Origin of the sequence: Providencia zhijiangensis, assembly GCF_030315915.2 — a bacterium.
Taxonomy (GTDB): domain Bacteria; phylum Pseudomonadota; class Gammaproteobacteria; order Enterobacterales; family Enterobacteriaceae; genus Providencia; species Providencia zhijiangensis.
In genome coordinates, this window is the sequence record NZ_CP135990.1 from 1,059,037 (window position 1) to 1,073,750 (window position 14,714).

Annotated in this window: 15 protein-coding genes; 9 read left to right on the forward strand and 6 right to left on the reverse strand. The window is 41.5% G+C overall.

The features are described from left to right. Positions 1-4 precede the first annotated feature (4 nt). A complete protein-coding gene (locus QS795_RS04765; RefSeq protein WP_286270166.1) occupies positions 5-880 on the reverse strand; it encodes an aminoglycoside 6-adenylyltransferase in 876 nt (291 codons plus the stop codon). A gap of 239 nt (positions 881-1,119) precedes the next feature. Here QS795_RS04765 and nadA point away from each other — a divergent pair, with 239 nt between their 5' ends. The 3 genes from nadA to aroG all read left to right on the forward strand — a co-directional run bounded on the left by nadA (position 1,120) and on the right by aroG (position 4,366). Further along, entirely contained in the window at positions 1,120-2,160 is a 1,041-nt protein-coding gene (gene nadA / locus QS795_RS04770; protein ID WP_154604648.1) for a quinolinate synthase NadA, read from the forward strand. A 95-nt stretch (positions 2,161-2,255) separates the two neighbouring features. Beyond that, on the forward strand, positions 2,256-2,978 hold the full coding sequence (gene pnuC / locus QS795_RS04775) for a nicotinamide riboside transporter PnuC (protein ID WP_154604649.1): 723 nt from the start codon (positions 2,256-2,258) through the stop codon (positions 2,976-2,978). Positions 2,979-3,310: 332 nt separating this feature from the next. Further along, positions 3,311-4,366 (forward strand): 3-deoxy-7-phosphoheptulonate synthase AroG, encoded by a 1,056-nt coding sequence (aroG, locus tag QS795_RS04780; RefSeq protein ID WP_286270169.1) that lies wholly within the window; start codon positions 3,311-3,313, stop codon positions 4,364-4,366. Between the two features lie 69 nt (positions 4,367-4,435). Here the strand turns inward: aroG and QS795_RS04785 are convergent, their stop codons facing one another. The 4 genes from QS795_RS04785 to modE all read right to left on the reverse strand — a co-directional run bounded on the left by QS795_RS04785 (position 4,436) and on the right by modE (position 8,879). Then, positions 4,436-5,176: a hypothetical protein gene (locus tag QS795_RS04785; RefSeq protein ID WP_286270170.1), complete on the reverse strand. Its 741-nt coding sequence runs from the start codon at positions 5,174-5,176 to the stop codon at positions 4,436-4,438. Positions 5,177-5,352: 176 nt separating this feature from the next. After that, positions 5,353-6,105: a 2,3-diphosphoglycerate-dependent phosphoglycerate mutase gene (gpmA, locus tag QS795_RS04790; RefSeq protein WP_036950561.1), complete on the reverse strand. Its 753-nt coding sequence runs from the start codon at positions 6,103-6,105 to the stop codon at positions 5,353-5,355. A gap of 373 nt (positions 6,106-6,478) precedes the next feature. Continuing rightward, positions 6,479-7,957 carry a molybdate ABC transporter ATP-binding protein ModF gene (modF, locus tag QS795_RS04795; protein ID WP_286270173.1) on the reverse strand — a complete coding sequence of 493 codons (1,479 nt, stop codon included), beginning with the start codon at positions 7,955-7,957 and terminating at the stop codon, positions 6,479-6,481. A 133-nt stretch (positions 7,958-8,090) separates the two neighbouring features. Further along, a complete protein-coding gene (modE, locus tag QS795_RS04800) occupies positions 8,091-8,879 on the reverse strand; it encodes a molybdenum-dependent transcriptional regulator (RefSeq protein ID WP_154604653.1) in 789 nt (262 codons plus the stop codon). Between the two features lie 190 nt (positions 8,880-9,069). Between modE and QS795_RS04805 the strand changes: the two genes are divergently transcribed. The 6 genes from QS795_RS04805 (at position 9,070) to modC (ending at position 13,629) form a co-directional block, all read left to right on the forward strand. Then, positions 9,070-9,222, forward strand: coding sequence for an AcrZ family multidrug efflux pump-associated protein (locus QS795_RS04805; RefSeq protein WP_154604654.1), 153 nt, complete (start codon positions 9,070-9,072; stop codon positions 9,220-9,222). A gap of 275 nt (positions 9,223-9,497) precedes the next feature. After that, positions 9,498-10,103 (forward strand): hypothetical protein, encoded by a 606-nt coding sequence (locus QS795_RS04810; protein ID WP_318626970.1) that lies wholly within the window; start codon positions 9,498-9,500, stop codon positions 10,101-10,103. Then, a complete protein-coding gene (locus QS795_RS04815) occupies positions 10,100-10,885 on the forward strand; it encodes a surface-adhesin E family protein (RefSeq protein ID WP_318626971.1) in 786 nt (261 codons plus the stop codon). The genes QS795_RS04810 and QS795_RS04815 overlap by 4 nt, the downstream gene beginning before the upstream one ends. Before the next feature lie 186 nt (positions 10,886-11,071). Continuing rightward, positions 11,072-11,848 (forward strand): molybdate ABC transporter substrate-binding protein, encoded by a 777-nt coding sequence (modA, locus tag QS795_RS04820; RefSeq protein WP_418055370.1) that lies wholly within the window; start codon positions 11,072-11,074, stop codon positions 11,846-11,848. A gap of 22 nt (positions 11,849-11,870) precedes the next feature. Further along, the gene (gene modB / locus QS795_RS04825) at positions 11,871-12,560 is read left to right on the forward strand and encodes a molybdate ABC transporter permease subunit (RefSeq protein WP_036950542.1); all 690 of its coding nucleotides are present in this window, start codon (positions 11,871-11,873) and stop codon (positions 12,558-12,560) included. Position 12,561: 1 nt separating this feature from the next. Beyond that, the gene (gene modC, locus QS795_RS04830; protein WP_286270179.1) at positions 12,562-13,629 is read left to right on the forward strand and encodes a molybdenum ABC transporter ATP-binding protein ModC; all 1,068 of its coding nucleotides are present in this window, start codon (positions 12,562-12,564) and stop codon (positions 13,627-13,629) included. A 163-nt stretch (positions 13,630-13,792) separates the two neighbouring features. Here modC and QS795_RS04835 read toward each other — a convergent pair whose 3' ends face one another. Continuing rightward, complete coding sequence (locus QS795_RS04835) at positions 13,793-14,611, reverse strand: pyridoxal phosphatase (RefSeq protein WP_286270181.1); 819 nt, start codon at positions 14,609-14,611, stop codon at positions 13,793-13,795. Positions 14,612-14,714: the final 103 nt, after the last annotated feature.

Here is a 14,714-nt window from a genome sequence, read left to right on the forward strand (position 1 = left end):
CCATTTATTCCAGATTTTCAGGAATTAACCCATTATCCTTTAAGATCCCGATAACGATTTCTTGCACTTTTAAACCCACCGCACGGTTATCTTGATAACCAAACAGTTCAATGGCCTCAGTCATCGCTTCCATAAAATGACCCATCAAGCAATGTAGAGATAATGCAGCTTTTTGCGCAGTACCGCAGTCAAAAATCGTTTCAGTAGCTTGAATAACATGCTCTGGCATCCATTGTTGGTAATGTTTACCGTTATACCAAACATCGTGTTGTGTATTTCCATGAGCAACAGTTTGCTCAAGTAAGCTGAGAAAGAAACGTTTCATGTCAGTACTTCTTGACCAAGCGCTCCATAGCTCATTACGCGTTAATGCAATTGCCACTTGGTGAGCCTCAAACCAAAAATCCGTAATCAGCTCATTAAACTGATGCCCACTCAACGGCGCGGGCTTTAATACGCTAGGGTTGGGTGACGGTAGTGCATCTGTGATCCCAGTTTTATCTAATAGCACCATAAAACCACGTGAGTAAGTACTATCTAACCCTTGTTGCTGCATTTTGAGTAATCGAGAAGGTTCTGCAAATGTAAAATCAACTTTGCGTCCTTCTTCATAAATCACTAAACAGGTGGGATTTTCTGGCTCATTTTCACCACCATTTTCTAAATGTAATGCGATTAATGGATTGGCAATAAGGCTAACCCATTGCTTATCATTGAAAAGTGCAGTCACACCATGACCAATAAGTTCAATATCAATGTCTGAATAGCCATCGATGTCTAATTCTCGTCCTCTAGAGCCCGTCAGTATGACGGCTTCAATTCTAGGTTCGAGTAATGAAATAGAAATTATTTTATTTAATAGCGTTGCAGGTGATTCCATAACTAACCTATTGGAGTTAACAGAAGCCGCTAAGATACCGACAAATGAAGAGAAAAGCGAAAAACAAATCGTGAAAAAGGGCGCTACGGTAAAATCATTCGCTCATTGATGAAAAGGTTGGAGACATCTTAGCCAAATAAGCGTATCGTGTTTAGTATATAAAACAAAAATATGCAGAATTAGGGGTTTTATGAATATTTTTAAGCATAAAATAACTTTCTGCTAAACAGAGGCGAGAAATGAGCGAGTTTATCGATTTTGACCATGCTGTTTATCCTTTTCCTCCTAAACCAGCACCGTTAAATACCGATCAGAAAGCGTTTTACCGTGAGCGCATTAAACAATTATTGGTCGAAAAAAATGCGGTGATTGTCGCGCATTACTATACCGATCCTGAAATACAAGCATTAGCGGAAGAAACTGGCGGCTGTGTTGCTGATTCTCTTGAAATGGCGCGCTTTGGCGCTCGGCATGATGCATCAACCCTGGTTGTTGCTGGCGTACGATTTATGGGGGAAACAGCCAAAATCCTAAGCCCAGAAAAAAATGTCTTGATGCCAACACTCGACGCACAATGCTCGTTGGATATTGGCTGTCCAGATGAAGAATTTACCCGCTTTTGTGATGCTCACCCAGATAGAACGGTGGTGGTTTATGCGAATACCTCCGCAGCGGTAAAAGCCCGTGCAGACTGGGTGGTGACCTCCAGTATTGCAGTAGAGCTGATTGAGCACTTAGACAGTCTCGGAGAAAAGATCATTTGGGCGCCGGATAAGCACTTAGGACGCTATGTTCAACAACAAACCGGCGCGGATATTCTGTGCTGGCAAGGGGCCTGTATCGTTCACGATGAATTTAAGACCCAATCATTAGAGAAAATGAAAGCCATGTACCCAGATGCGGCGGTACTGGTTCACCCTGAGTCACCCCAAGCTGTTGTTGATTTGGCGGATGCGGTTGGTTCCACGAGCCAATTAATTAAAGCTGCACAAACATTACCGAATCCATCCATGATAGTGGCGACTGATAAGGGCATTTTTTATAAAATGCAGCAAGCATGTCCAGATAAGTCACTGTATATCGCTCCAACGGCAGGTGAGGGGGCCACATGCCGTACTTGTGCTCATTGTCCTTGGATGGCGATGAATGGCTTACAGGCAATTACAGAGGCCTTAGAAGGCAATGGTATCGAGCATCAAATACATGTAGATGCACAGTTGCGTGAAAAAGCCCTATTACCATTGGATAAAATGTTAAAGTTTGCAGAAAGTCTAAAATAACAACCAAGAATACGCGGTTTAATTTCAAATAAGTTAACCGTGTGATATTGATGAGCAATGCTATTTTAACTATGAATGATAAATAGGATTTAAAAATGGAGTTTTTTAGCACCGCAAATACGTTAGTGCAGATCCCTGTATGGGGTTCTGTGTATGATCTGTCTTATATTGAAGCCGTAGGGACGATCGCGGGTTTATTGTGTATTTTATTGGCAAGCTTCGAAAAAACCATTAACTACTTATTTGGTCTGATTAACGTGACCTTATTCGCAGTGATTTTCTTTCAAATTCAGTTATATGCTAATTTGCTTTTACAGGTGTTTTTCTTTGGTGCCAATATTTATGGTTGGTATGCTTGGAGTCGAGTATCAAACTCTCAAGAAGCCGAGTTGAAAATCCGCTGGCTAAGCCTTCCTAAAGCGTTAACAACGCTAGTCATCTCTGTGTTAGCTATCATTTTCCTCACCTTTAATATTGATGCGGTATTTGGACGCCTTGCGACTTGGGCTGTTGAATTATTAAACCTCTTTGGTGCTAATTTAACCTTACCAACAATAGACCCAGATGCTTTCCCATTCTGGGATTCCACGATGACGGTGTTATCTGTGGTTGCGATGATTTTAATGACCCGCAAGTATGTCGAAAACTGGCTACTTTGGGTGGTGATTAACGTTATTAGCATTGTGATTTTCTTTATCCAAGGCGTGTATGCAATGTCACTGGAATATTTAATTCTGCTTGGCATTGCATTGAATGGTTCTCGGTTGTGGATCAAATCCGCGAAAGAAAATGGCTCAACGGCGTTATCTCGTGACTAAGCCTCTTGTTGAGTCAGTTACTCAATAGGAAAAAATGCAAAAAACGGCTAAAGTAACATCATCGTTATTTAGCCGTTTCTTTATATTTTTACTCTGTATTATCCCTCAACTGTTTAGCTATTGTGCTAGATATCACAGTTTCACCTCATTTTATAATTGGAAGCGGAATAATGAGTGATTATCTCGCCATTTTGGCTGTTTACAGATGGCTGGGGAACAGTTAGATTGAAATTTCGATACCTGTCGCATTTTAAGTTAATTGTTAGCTATTGAGACTCAAAAAGGTATGTAACTCAACTTTAGGAAAAATAATAAACATTGGATATACCAGTATGAACTATCAGAACGATGACGTCAGAGTAAAACAAATAAAAGAATTATTACCCCCTATTGCACTGCTTGAAAAATTTCCAGCAACCGATAAAGCGGCGTTTACCGTTCATGAAGCTCGTCATGCTATTCATAATATCCTAGTAGGGAAAGATGACCGTCTTGTGGTTGTTATTGGCCCTTGTTCGATTCACGATACAAAAGCGGCTTTAGAGTATGCCGAGCGCTTGAAAAAATTACGCGAAGAGCTAAACGGTTCTTTAGAAATAGTGATGCGAGTTTATTTTGAAAAACCGCGTACTACCGTCGGTTGGAAAGGGTTAATTAACGATCCTCATATGGATCACAGCTTTGATATTAACGAAGGCTTACGTATTGCGCGTGAATTGCTGTTAACAATCAATGACCAAGGTTTACCAACGGCAGGTGAATTCCTTGATGTGATCAGCCCACAATATGTGGCCGACTTAATGAGTTGGGGTGCCATTGGTGCGCGTACGACTGAATCGCAAATTCACCGTGAATTAGCTTCCGGCTTATCTTGCCCTGTAGGGTTTAAAAACGGAACTGATGGCACGATTAAAATTGCGATTGATGCGATTAACTCAGCACGCTCGGCGCACAGTTTCTTATCGGTCACTAAATGGGGGCACTCTGCTATTGTGAATACGAGCGGAAACCCTGACTGCCATATTATTTTGCGTGGTGGTAAAACGCCAAATTACAGTGCTGAACATGTTAAAGAAGTGCGTGAAGGACTGACGAATGCAGGGCTTATCCCAAGCATTATGATCGACTTTAGCCATGCTAACAGCAGCAAGAAATTTGAAAAACAGATGGAAGTTGCAACGGATGTCAGTGCACAGCTGAGTAATGGTGATCGCTCAATCACGGGCGTGATGATCGAAAGCCACTTAGTTGAAGGTAACCAGAATTTAGAATCTGGCGAACCTCTAGTGTATGGCAAGAGCGTAACTGACGCGTGTATTGGCTGGGATGATACCGAAAAAGTTTTACGTCAATTATCCGATGCAGTGATTGCTCGTCGCCAAAAGTAATTAATAAAAAACGCGTTTAAAATCTGAAAAAAGCCAGTTCGTTAATTTAGGAACTGGCTTTTTTTGTGATTATTTCTGCACTCGATTTAATAATTTTTCAATGCTTGCCTGATCTTCAGGTGCCATATTTGCAGGATTAGCAGAGAGCTGAATATCTGAACCATCCACTTTGGCTATGAAAAATAATTTTCCTTTTTCACTTTTTACGTAGAACACATCTTTGAGTGGAATACGGTAGCAATAAGCAAAGATATTCGGGCGAATATAAAAATGCGCATCTTTAATTGCTAAGTAGGTACTGGTGCTGGCTTTTTTACCAAAGAAACCTAAGAAAACGGCCAGTACGAATAAAAACATACCTAGGCTTTGGCTTAATATAATCAATACAATACCTAAAATCGCAATTGGGAATACCATCATTGTATTGCTGCGTTTATTCATCGGGATACTGACGTCGAAAGGGACATTGATGGTGGTATCAAATGGCGTGAGTGGGTGGTAACGCCAGCGAATGGCAGAAAAGACCATCCCCATCGCAAATACAATAGTAATTGGCATGAGTGCGACGCTGCTGATCACGGCAAGAACAATGGCGAATGTAGGTTTATAATTGAGTACCATCATACTGACGATTTGCAGTGGGAAGCTGACACACGCAATAATCATCAATGTTTTCATCAGCTCAGGGTTTGCACTCCCCGCAGGTCCTTCAAGGGTCATTTCCCCCGTTTGTAACATATACAGTAGCGCACCTAAAATACTGGCGCTGAGGATTAACCCCACCCAGACATAAAGATTAAACTTATTCATTTTCTTGATTTATCAACCTTTCAGTGAATTTTTCCCTATGATAGTCGGTTATCGGTATTTTCGACACTCCGAGGTGATGGATTTTATAATCAAACTCGAAAAATAAAGAAAAATGCCAATAAAAAAGGGCTAAGCCATTGGCTTAACCCTCAATAGGCATAAAGAAAAGTTAGTAATTACTTCGCTTTACCTTGGTTTGCAACCGCGGCTTGTTTTGCTGCGATTTCATCTTGGTTACCCAGATAGTAGCGTTTGATTGGTTTCATGTTCTCATCGAACTCATAAACCAGTGGCACTGCTGTTGGGATGTTCAGGTTCAGAATCTCTTCTTCACCCATGTTGTCCAAGTATTTAACCAGTGCACGCAGTGAGTTACCGTGAGCTGCGATGATCACTTTCTCGCCTTTTTCAACACGTGGTTTAATCACTTCTTCCCAGTAAGGAACAACACGGTCGATAGTGGTTGCTAAGCTTTCAGTGACTGGCAGTTCAGATGGTTTCAAGTTTGCGTAACGTGGGTCATGACCAGGGAAACGCTCATCATCTTTAGTCAGGTCTGGTGGAGTGATAGCAAAACCGCGACGCCACAGTTTTACTTGCTCATCACCGTATTTTGCAGCAGTTTCTGATTTATCTAAACCTTGCAGTGCACCGTAGTGACGCTCGTTTAGTTTCCAGCTTTTTTCAACTGGCAGCCATTGCTGTTCAACTTGATCCAGAATGTTCCATAAGGTGTGGATAGCACGTTTTAGAACGGAGGTATAAGCGAAATCAAAAACAAAGCCTTCTTTTTTCAGCAGTTGACCTGCATTTTTGGCTTCTTCACGACCTTTTTCTGACAGTTCTACATCAGTCCAACCGGTGAAGCGGTTTTCTTTGTTCCACTCACTCTCACCGTGTCTTACTAAAACCAGTTTAGTTACAGCCATAGCTAAAACTCCTATCAGTACATTCAAATTAGAAATGAATTATTGCTGACCTACATTATAGGGATAGTCGCCCCGAACGCTAGTGACAACATGACGTTTTCTCAGTTTTAAGCCAAAAAAATCAATAATATCTAGGGATTAGTGATTTTAATTTAACTTAAGGTTAGGCGAAACGATTTAGTTTATTAGGTGTTTTAGCACCGTGTCACTGACTCAGTAAATCAGAAGGTATGGCATAGATTTAACCCTAAGTGAATCGATACAGCAAGTGAAAAATTCAATAATAATATGTGCTGGATTAATTTATTGGGGAATTTGATAAGCGGTAATAAATGATGCTGGTAAGTAAATACTTACCAGCAAGATAACGGAGTTATAGTTCTGATACGACTTCAATATCGTAGTGGTATTTATCCCCATCAGGAACAAATTTCAGTCGATGGGTAATGCACGATGGAGCATCTTCTTGGTGATGTGAAACAAACAATAGCTGAGTATTTCCTCGGCTAAGCATAATATCGATAAAACGCAGAACCAGCAGGCGATTTAGCCCATCAAGCCCTTGAAGAGGTTCATCCAAAATAAGCATGGTAGGGTGTTTAACCAAAGCGCGAGCAATCAGAATTAATCGCTGTTGACCCCACGATAAGCTATGAAATGGTTGTTGAGCCGTTTGTGGCGCAAATCCAAGTAGTGCTAGCCATTCATAAGCTAATTGAACTTGGCGGTCTGAAGGTGTTTGATACAGACCAATGGAGTCATGGAAACCGGAAATAATGACGTTGAGTACACTGGTTGCCACACGATATTCTTGATGAATACTGTTACTGACATAGCCAATATGGCGCTTAATATCCCAAATCGTTTCTCCACTGCCGCGACGGTGTCCAAACAAGGTTAAATCATTACTATAACCTTGAGGATGGTCACCAGTGATCAGGCTTAATAGCGTGGATTTACCTGCACCATTTTCACCAATGATCTGCCAGTGTTCTCCGGGATTAACTTGCCAGCTTAGCCCATGCAAAATGGGTTTATCGTTGTAGCTAACGACGCCATTATTTAAAACAATACGTGGTGTCTCTTTATCAAGCGTATCTTCAAGAGTTGGGTCTTCTTGTTCAGGAATAGTAAGTTGCTTGATTTTTTCGCTGTGCTGTAGCTGGTGGATCAGCGTGTTAGCAAGCACTGACTCTCTCTCGCCACTTAGAGTGAGTTTACAGTCAGCGACAACACCAATGTGCTCAACAAAATCGGGGATCTCATCAAAGCGGTTGAGCACCAATACGACAGTGAGTCCTTTATCATGCAGGCTAAAGAGCAGTTCGCTAAGGTTGCTTCGTGAATAAATATCTAAGCCATCAAAGGGTTCATCGAGGATCAGTAAGTCTGGAGAACCCATCAACGTTTGGCACAGTAGGACTTTGCGAGTTTCCCCCGTAGACAGGTATTTAAAGCGACGTGATAGCAAATCGCTGATACCAAATCTAGCCGCAAGCTCTAAGCACAATTCATTATCTTTATGATGAAGTTGAATAATCTCCGCGGCAGTAAAGCCAGTATCTTCTTCATCGTCACTGAGTAAGTCGGTGTTATTACGTTGCCACTCTTCTGCGATGATTTTTTGTAGCTGCTCAAAAGAGAGGCGAATAGGGGATTTGAGGCCGCTTTGGGTGATACCGGAAAGGGATTGCAACTCCCCAGAGAGTACGCGTGCTAGCGATGACTTTCCGCTACCATTGGCACCAATAAAAGCCCAGCTTTCACCCGAATGAATTTCGAGATGAGGAATATCGAGCGTTTGGGTTTCGCTCAGTTTAAAGCACCCATTTTGTATTGTTATCGAGCTCATTTAGCTTCCTTATCATTGACCTGCCTGCTATCACAAATAATCAGGTTTACAAGTAAAGTCAATAAGTCGACATGAGAGGAAGCTAAAAAATAGTGAATCAGGGACAATATTAGGGGCATTAACCCCTAAAAATCTAGCAAAGTGTAGCGATAATCACTTGATCAGCATTAAATAGCGCTGTAATTGGATCGTTAATCGCCAGCTTTAACGCATCAACTTCTTGATTTGATAAGGTGGAGCAGAGTGTTTCTCCACCCGCTAAAGTGACAAGGATTTCGCTGTTTTCAGGGCCTCTTTCGAGGGTTGAAACGGTGCCTGAGAGTTGATTATCAAAATGGGTTTCGCTTGGTTTCTTGGTCAGTTTGACCCACGGCGCTTTAATCAGGGCGAGGACTTCTTTTCCTTCAACTAAGCCAAGGCGGTTAGCGCTAGATTCGGTGAGTGCGGCGTTAATGACGGTTTTCTTGTCGGCCAGTTTCACTTGAACGTGCTGTAAAACATGGTTGTGATCTCGTGCAATCAGAGTGCCGAAAAACTGGTTGCGGGCACTGGTTTGTAATGAAAAGCGAGAAATTGCAGCGAGCAGGCTATCAAGAGGAAGGCTATCATCTTTGAGCACATCAAAAGCTTTTTGTTGAATTTGCCCCAGTAAATCATAGAGCTGGATTAATCTTTCCCCATATTGGGTGAGCGTGGTTCCGCCACCACCTTTGCCTCCGGTTGATCTATCCAACAGAATGTCATCAGTGAGTTGGTTCATTTCATTGATGGCATCCCACGCACTTTTATAGCTGATCCCTGCAAGTTTAGCACCTTGGCTAATTGATCCTGTCGCTTTTATTTGCTTTAGTAAAGCAATTCGGCGAGGGTCGGCAAATAAACTTCCCTGTAGCTTCAATGTAAGTAAGATTTCGGCCTGCATTGTTAAGATCTCCCTGCTAGGATTGTGGCGGCAAAGGCAAAAAGCACGTTTCGTATCTTGCTAGTATAATAATTTGTCTAAAATAGTATGCAATATAATGCTATTGTGCGTTATTATTTTCATTGTATCGATTTTTCCCTCGTCAGCGTATCAGAATGCTGGTGAGCACAGTATCACTGAAGAGGCTTAGATGTTAGAACTTATCAAAAGTTTGGGCTTTGCCCTGTTAATGGTTCCGGTTGTAATGGTAATGATCATGGGTCTGATCTATGGCTTAGGTTCATTCTTTAACCTATTGTCTAAAGCGCACGTCCCGCATCACCATCATGAAGAAAGAAAATAACCTTTTAAAGGTTTATTTTCGTGCTAATTATTGCCCTCTGGCTATTCCATAGTCGGGGGGCAAGTCATTTTTATCCCCTAAAAAATAGTCCGTTATGCTAGCGGAGCTACGGTTATGGGAAGCGCATCAAAAATTATCAATTATAAATTTATTTCCGCTGTAATTATCCTACCTAATTCGATATACATAGCTATGCGCATTAAGACGCTAAATTATTAAATTGATAATTCATATTACATTAATTCTGTACGTATTATTTAAAAGGATGGTTTACTATGAAATTAGTTATGGCTGTTTTTATTCAATTATTATTTATATTTGGTATTAATATAGCGAATGCTTCAACTCTAATAGAGTCTTTATCGCAGTGTAATGCGGAATTCTTTAAAGATGCTAGTAAAAACAATAAATTAAATCCTATTATTGATGAATTTTACCAGCAAAAAATAGTTGATGGTCAGGATTTTATAAAACCTATCGAACTGAAAGAAGATAATTTAGTTTTCGAACAATTTGCGGTTAATTACACGAATTTTAACAAATATAAGGATGTTTCTCCTAGTGCGCCTTCTGGTGAATACTATTATTGGGGATTTGAAACAACTCAGCCTTTTAATGATGTAATTAAAGCATTGTCTAAAAAAATAGACCTCGTTAAAGTTGCGGATGGTGCTTACGTATATAATGCGATGTATCGTAATTCAGTATCGGATAAATGGTTAAAAAATAATTCTCCTGCATCAAGCATTGCACCAGATGAAGAGTCTGCTGAAAAATTATTTATCGTTGAAGAAGGTCGCGATAAAACTGTGACTTTGTTTTGTACGGTTCAAGGTAAACTCGATCAGAAAGATCTACGAGAAGCAGGGCTAATCAAATGAATATTAAATTGATTATCTTTTCGTTGGCCTGTTTTGCTGTCATGGGTTGCCAAAATATCAGTAAATCCCCAACGCAACCTGATACTCAATCTTCTGAATTGCCCGAAGGATATGTAAAGTGGCTTGAAACTAAATCGAGCCATTTGTATATGGCTAAACCAGATTCCCATTACTACCAAGGTAATCCTGATCTTGTTCAAATCGATATCGTTACATCATTTAAAAAGGAAGAAGAATTCCGTGGCGTTAAAATGAAGTCGATGAGAGCGACTCATGTTTTTGATTGCCGAAAACCCAATAAATACACAGAACGGCCAATTGGTTTTTTCGCTAATCAATACGCCACTGGCAAGCCAGACATTCCTTATCCCGAAACAAGCAGTAAATGGGAAATAGCAGGGGAAAACAATTTCAATGCTATGTTTTGGAAAAAATTATGTGAAATCCGTGCCGATGTTGATAAATCTACTGATATTTTTGTCGATGTCTTAAACAAGCAAAGCCCGATAAAAATAAATGATTGGTTAAGTGTAACTGGGGCTGAAAAGCAAGCCAATGTTATTCGTATGTCATATCAAGTTGATAACATGACAAAAGCGGCATTCCATCAAAAATTTGACAATGAAATTAAGCATCAACAGATTGAAAGGTACTGTGACCTGTTTATGAATAAGTTTGGTATGGCGAAACCTAAAGCGATGTATTTAGATTTTTACATAAAAGGCTCAGTTGCTGAATCTCTCGAGATTGATGACCAGCAATGTCAATCTTTCGTTAAGTAGTTTAATCATCACTATAGGATAGGCAATAGAAACACTAATGTTGTCTATCCTCCTGTCGATATTATTGTTATGAGTTCGTAAATTCATCAATTATTGAGCTAGCACACCTTTATGCATTGTTTGACTTTAAGTTAACGCTGTATCTTGATATATATAGCGTGTTAAATAATACAATGGTGGATTAACATGAAAAAAGGTTTGATATCTCTGGTTGCGGGTGCCACGTTAACACTGACTATGGTGGGTAATAGCTTCGCGGCTGAAAAAATTACCGTGTTTGCAGCAGCGTCACTGACTAACGCACTGAATGAAATTTCAGAGCAATATAAGAAAGAAACGAATGTTGAAGTGGTGGCTTCTTATGCTTCTTCTTCAACGCTGGCTCGCCAGATTGAGCAAGGTGCACCGGCAAATATGTTTATCTCTGCTGATCAGCAGTGGATGGACTTTGCGATTGATAAAAATCTGATGGTTAAAGACACCCGTTATACTTTATTAGGTAACGAGTTAGTGCTGATTGCACCGAAAGATTCAAAAATCGATAAAGTGGAAATTAACAAACAGACCGATTGGAAAAAACTGTTAGATGGCGGCCGCTTAGCAGTTGGCGACCCTGATCACGTTCCTGTTGGGATTTATGCAAAAGAAGCATTGACCTATTTAGGGGCTTGGGAAACGGTTGACCCATTATTAGCGCGTACTAACAACGTACGTAGCGGTATGGCACTCGTTGAGCGCCAAGAAGCACCATTAGGTATTGTGTACGGCTCTGATGCTGTTGCAAGCCAAAAAGTAAAAGTAGTGGGTATTTTCCCTGCTGACACTCATAAACCTGTTGAATATCCAATGGGAATTGTGAAAGATCAGGATAATAAAGCGACCCGTGATTACTATGAATACCTGAAAACCCCTGCGGCTTCAGAAATATTCAAGCGTTACGGCTTCACTCCAAATCAAAAATAATTAAGAGATCATATCGTTGCAGATGTTAAGTCCTTATGAATGGGAAGCGATTTACCTCAGTTTAAAAGTTTCCAGCGTGGCGGTGCTATTTAGCTTACCGTTTGGTATTTTGATGGCTTGGGTATTAGTCCGCTGCCATTTTCCTGGCAAAACATTGCTCGACAGTATTATCCACTTACCACTGGTGCTGCCACCAGTGGTAGTGGGGTATTTGCTACTCGTTAGTATGGGAAAGCGAGGGTTCATTGGCGAATGGCTGTATGACTGGTTTGGTTTCAGTTTTACATTCAGTTGGCGAGGAGCCGCATTAGCATCGGCGGTGGTTGCATTTCCATTAATGGTGAGAGCGATACGCTTAGCGCTAGAAGCCGTAGATAAAAAGCTGGAACAAGCCGCACGAACCCTTGGTGCAAGCCCATTAAGAGTTTTTTTCACGATCACCATTCCATTATCGTTGCCGGGAATTATCGTCGGTACGGTTTTAGCGTTTGCACGTTCTCTTGGCGAATTTGGGGCAACCATTACGTTTGTGTCTAATATTCCAGGGGAAACTCAGACAATCCCACTCGCTATGTATACATTGATAGAAACGCCGGGAGCAGAAACTGATGCGGCGCGTCTGTGTATTATTGCGATTGTCTTAGCATTAATTTCGTTATTAATTTCAGAATGGCTCACCCGTTGGGGCAAGAAGCGTCTGGGGGTAGCCTAGTATGTTAGAACTAAATTTTGCGCAAAAATTGGGTGATTTACAAATGGAAGTGAATACCCAGTTACCCACGGAAAGCATCACGGCAGTTTTTGGATTATCCGGTGCGGGAAAAACATCACTAATCAATGTGATAGGCGGATTAACTAAGCCAAATAAAGGGCGGATAGTCCTAAATGGACGTACGCTGGTGGATATCGAAAAAGGCATCTGTCTACCCCCAGAAAAGCGCCATATTGGCTATGTTTTCCAAGATGCTCGGTTATTTCCTCACTACCGCGTAAAAAGTAATTTACGTTACGGTATGGCGCCGCAAATGAAAGAGCGATTCGACGATATCGTTGAATTGTTGGGAATTGAAAAATTACTAAATCGCTTCCCAATGACCCTATCCGGTGGGGAAAAACAGCGAGTGGCGATTGGGCGCGCATTATTAACAGCGCCTGAAATTCTGTTGATGGACGAGCCATTAGCCTCCCTTGATCTCCCACGTAAGCGTGAATTATTGCCTTACTTAGAAAAGCTTTCCCAAGACGTTAAAATCCCAATTTTGTATGTCAGTCATAGCCTCGATGAAATCCTGCGTTTGGCTGATAAAGTTATCGTCATGGCGCAAGGTAAAGTGAAGGCATTTGGCCCCCTAGAAGAGGTGTGGGCAAGTAGTGCTCTGCGACCTTGGTTGCAGCAAGAAACCTTGAGTAGCGTGCTGAGTGTGGAAGTGCATAGCCAGCATCCAGATTATCAGATGACGGCGGTGATGGTTGGCAATCAAAAATTGTGGATCCCCCGCATCGATGTAGATAAAAACAGTGCGTTGCGGTTACGCATTGATGCGTCTGATGTCTCTTTAGTGCTTGAAAAACCGCAAGTTAGTAGTATCCGAAATATTCTATCTGCGGAAGTGGTGGAGTGGATAGAAGATGGCGAGCAAGTGGATGTGAAGTTAGATTTGGGTGATGAACACTATCTGTGGGCGAGGATTACGCGCTGGGCTAGGGATGAACTTTCGATCCGTAAGGGGCGGAAGGTGTTTGCGCAGGTTAAGTCGGCATCTCTTTCTAAAACATTCTAAAGGATTGTCGTTCTTCACACCGCAGCGTTGTTGCCTTCATTAACTCACCCTAGTCACATACTTGTGTATGCTCCTAGGGATGAGTGAATTCGTCGCCTAGCTGCAATGCGAATAACTTAGAGCCTTGCTCCGAGTTATGCATTTATCTATGCGACAGTACTTCTTACAAAACATATTTGCGGATCACTTCGGCGATACCGGGTTCGGTATTAACGCGAGTGACTAGCTTGGCTTGCTGCTTGATTTCATCAACGGCGTTACCCATAGCAACCCCTAGACCCGCAGTCGTTAGCATACTTAAATCATTGAAATTATCGCCGAAAGCAACCACATCATTCATGCTCATGCCTTGGGATTCGACCCATTCTTTCAGGCGCTGGCCTTTGCTATTGCCTTTGCGACCCACATCCACTTGATCTTCCCACGACCATTCGCAATCTAAGTCTAATTCTGACTCAATTTCACGAACAACATCGTGCAGGCGTTGATGGTCTGGGGAGGTGACTGCAAATTTCCAAATATATTCATACTGATTGAGCGCATGAGCGAAGTCTTCGATAAATTCGAAGTTTGGACGCTGGTGTTGAGGTAAAGATTGCGCCCAATTTAATGTCCGCGTCACACCTTCAGTTTTCGTGTGATATAGCATCGCATTATCAACATACATTAAATGTTGAATATCAGAGCCGCGCAGTTTTTCAATCAGTAAAGCAGCGGAATCCACCGTCATTGGGTTCGACTCTAAGACTTTTTTACCTAAATAGTCATACAGATAGGTACCGTTACAGCAAATTGCGGGGGTATCTAAGTCAAGCGTCTGATAAAACGGATGAATGGCCACATGGTGGCGACCTGTCACAATGATGACTTTGACCCCTTGTCGACGGGCTTCATTCAGGGCTTCTAAAGATTCGGGCAGAATTTTTTTCTGGTGATCAAGTAGCGTTCCATCGAGATCAAGGGCAATAACACGGTATGACATAAACGACTCCATATGATTTTTTCGGATTCATTTTAGGGCTTTATGATAACTGAAGTTGATTAGTGTTTATACACTAAACTGTGCTGCGTAGGTTTTTAGTGGT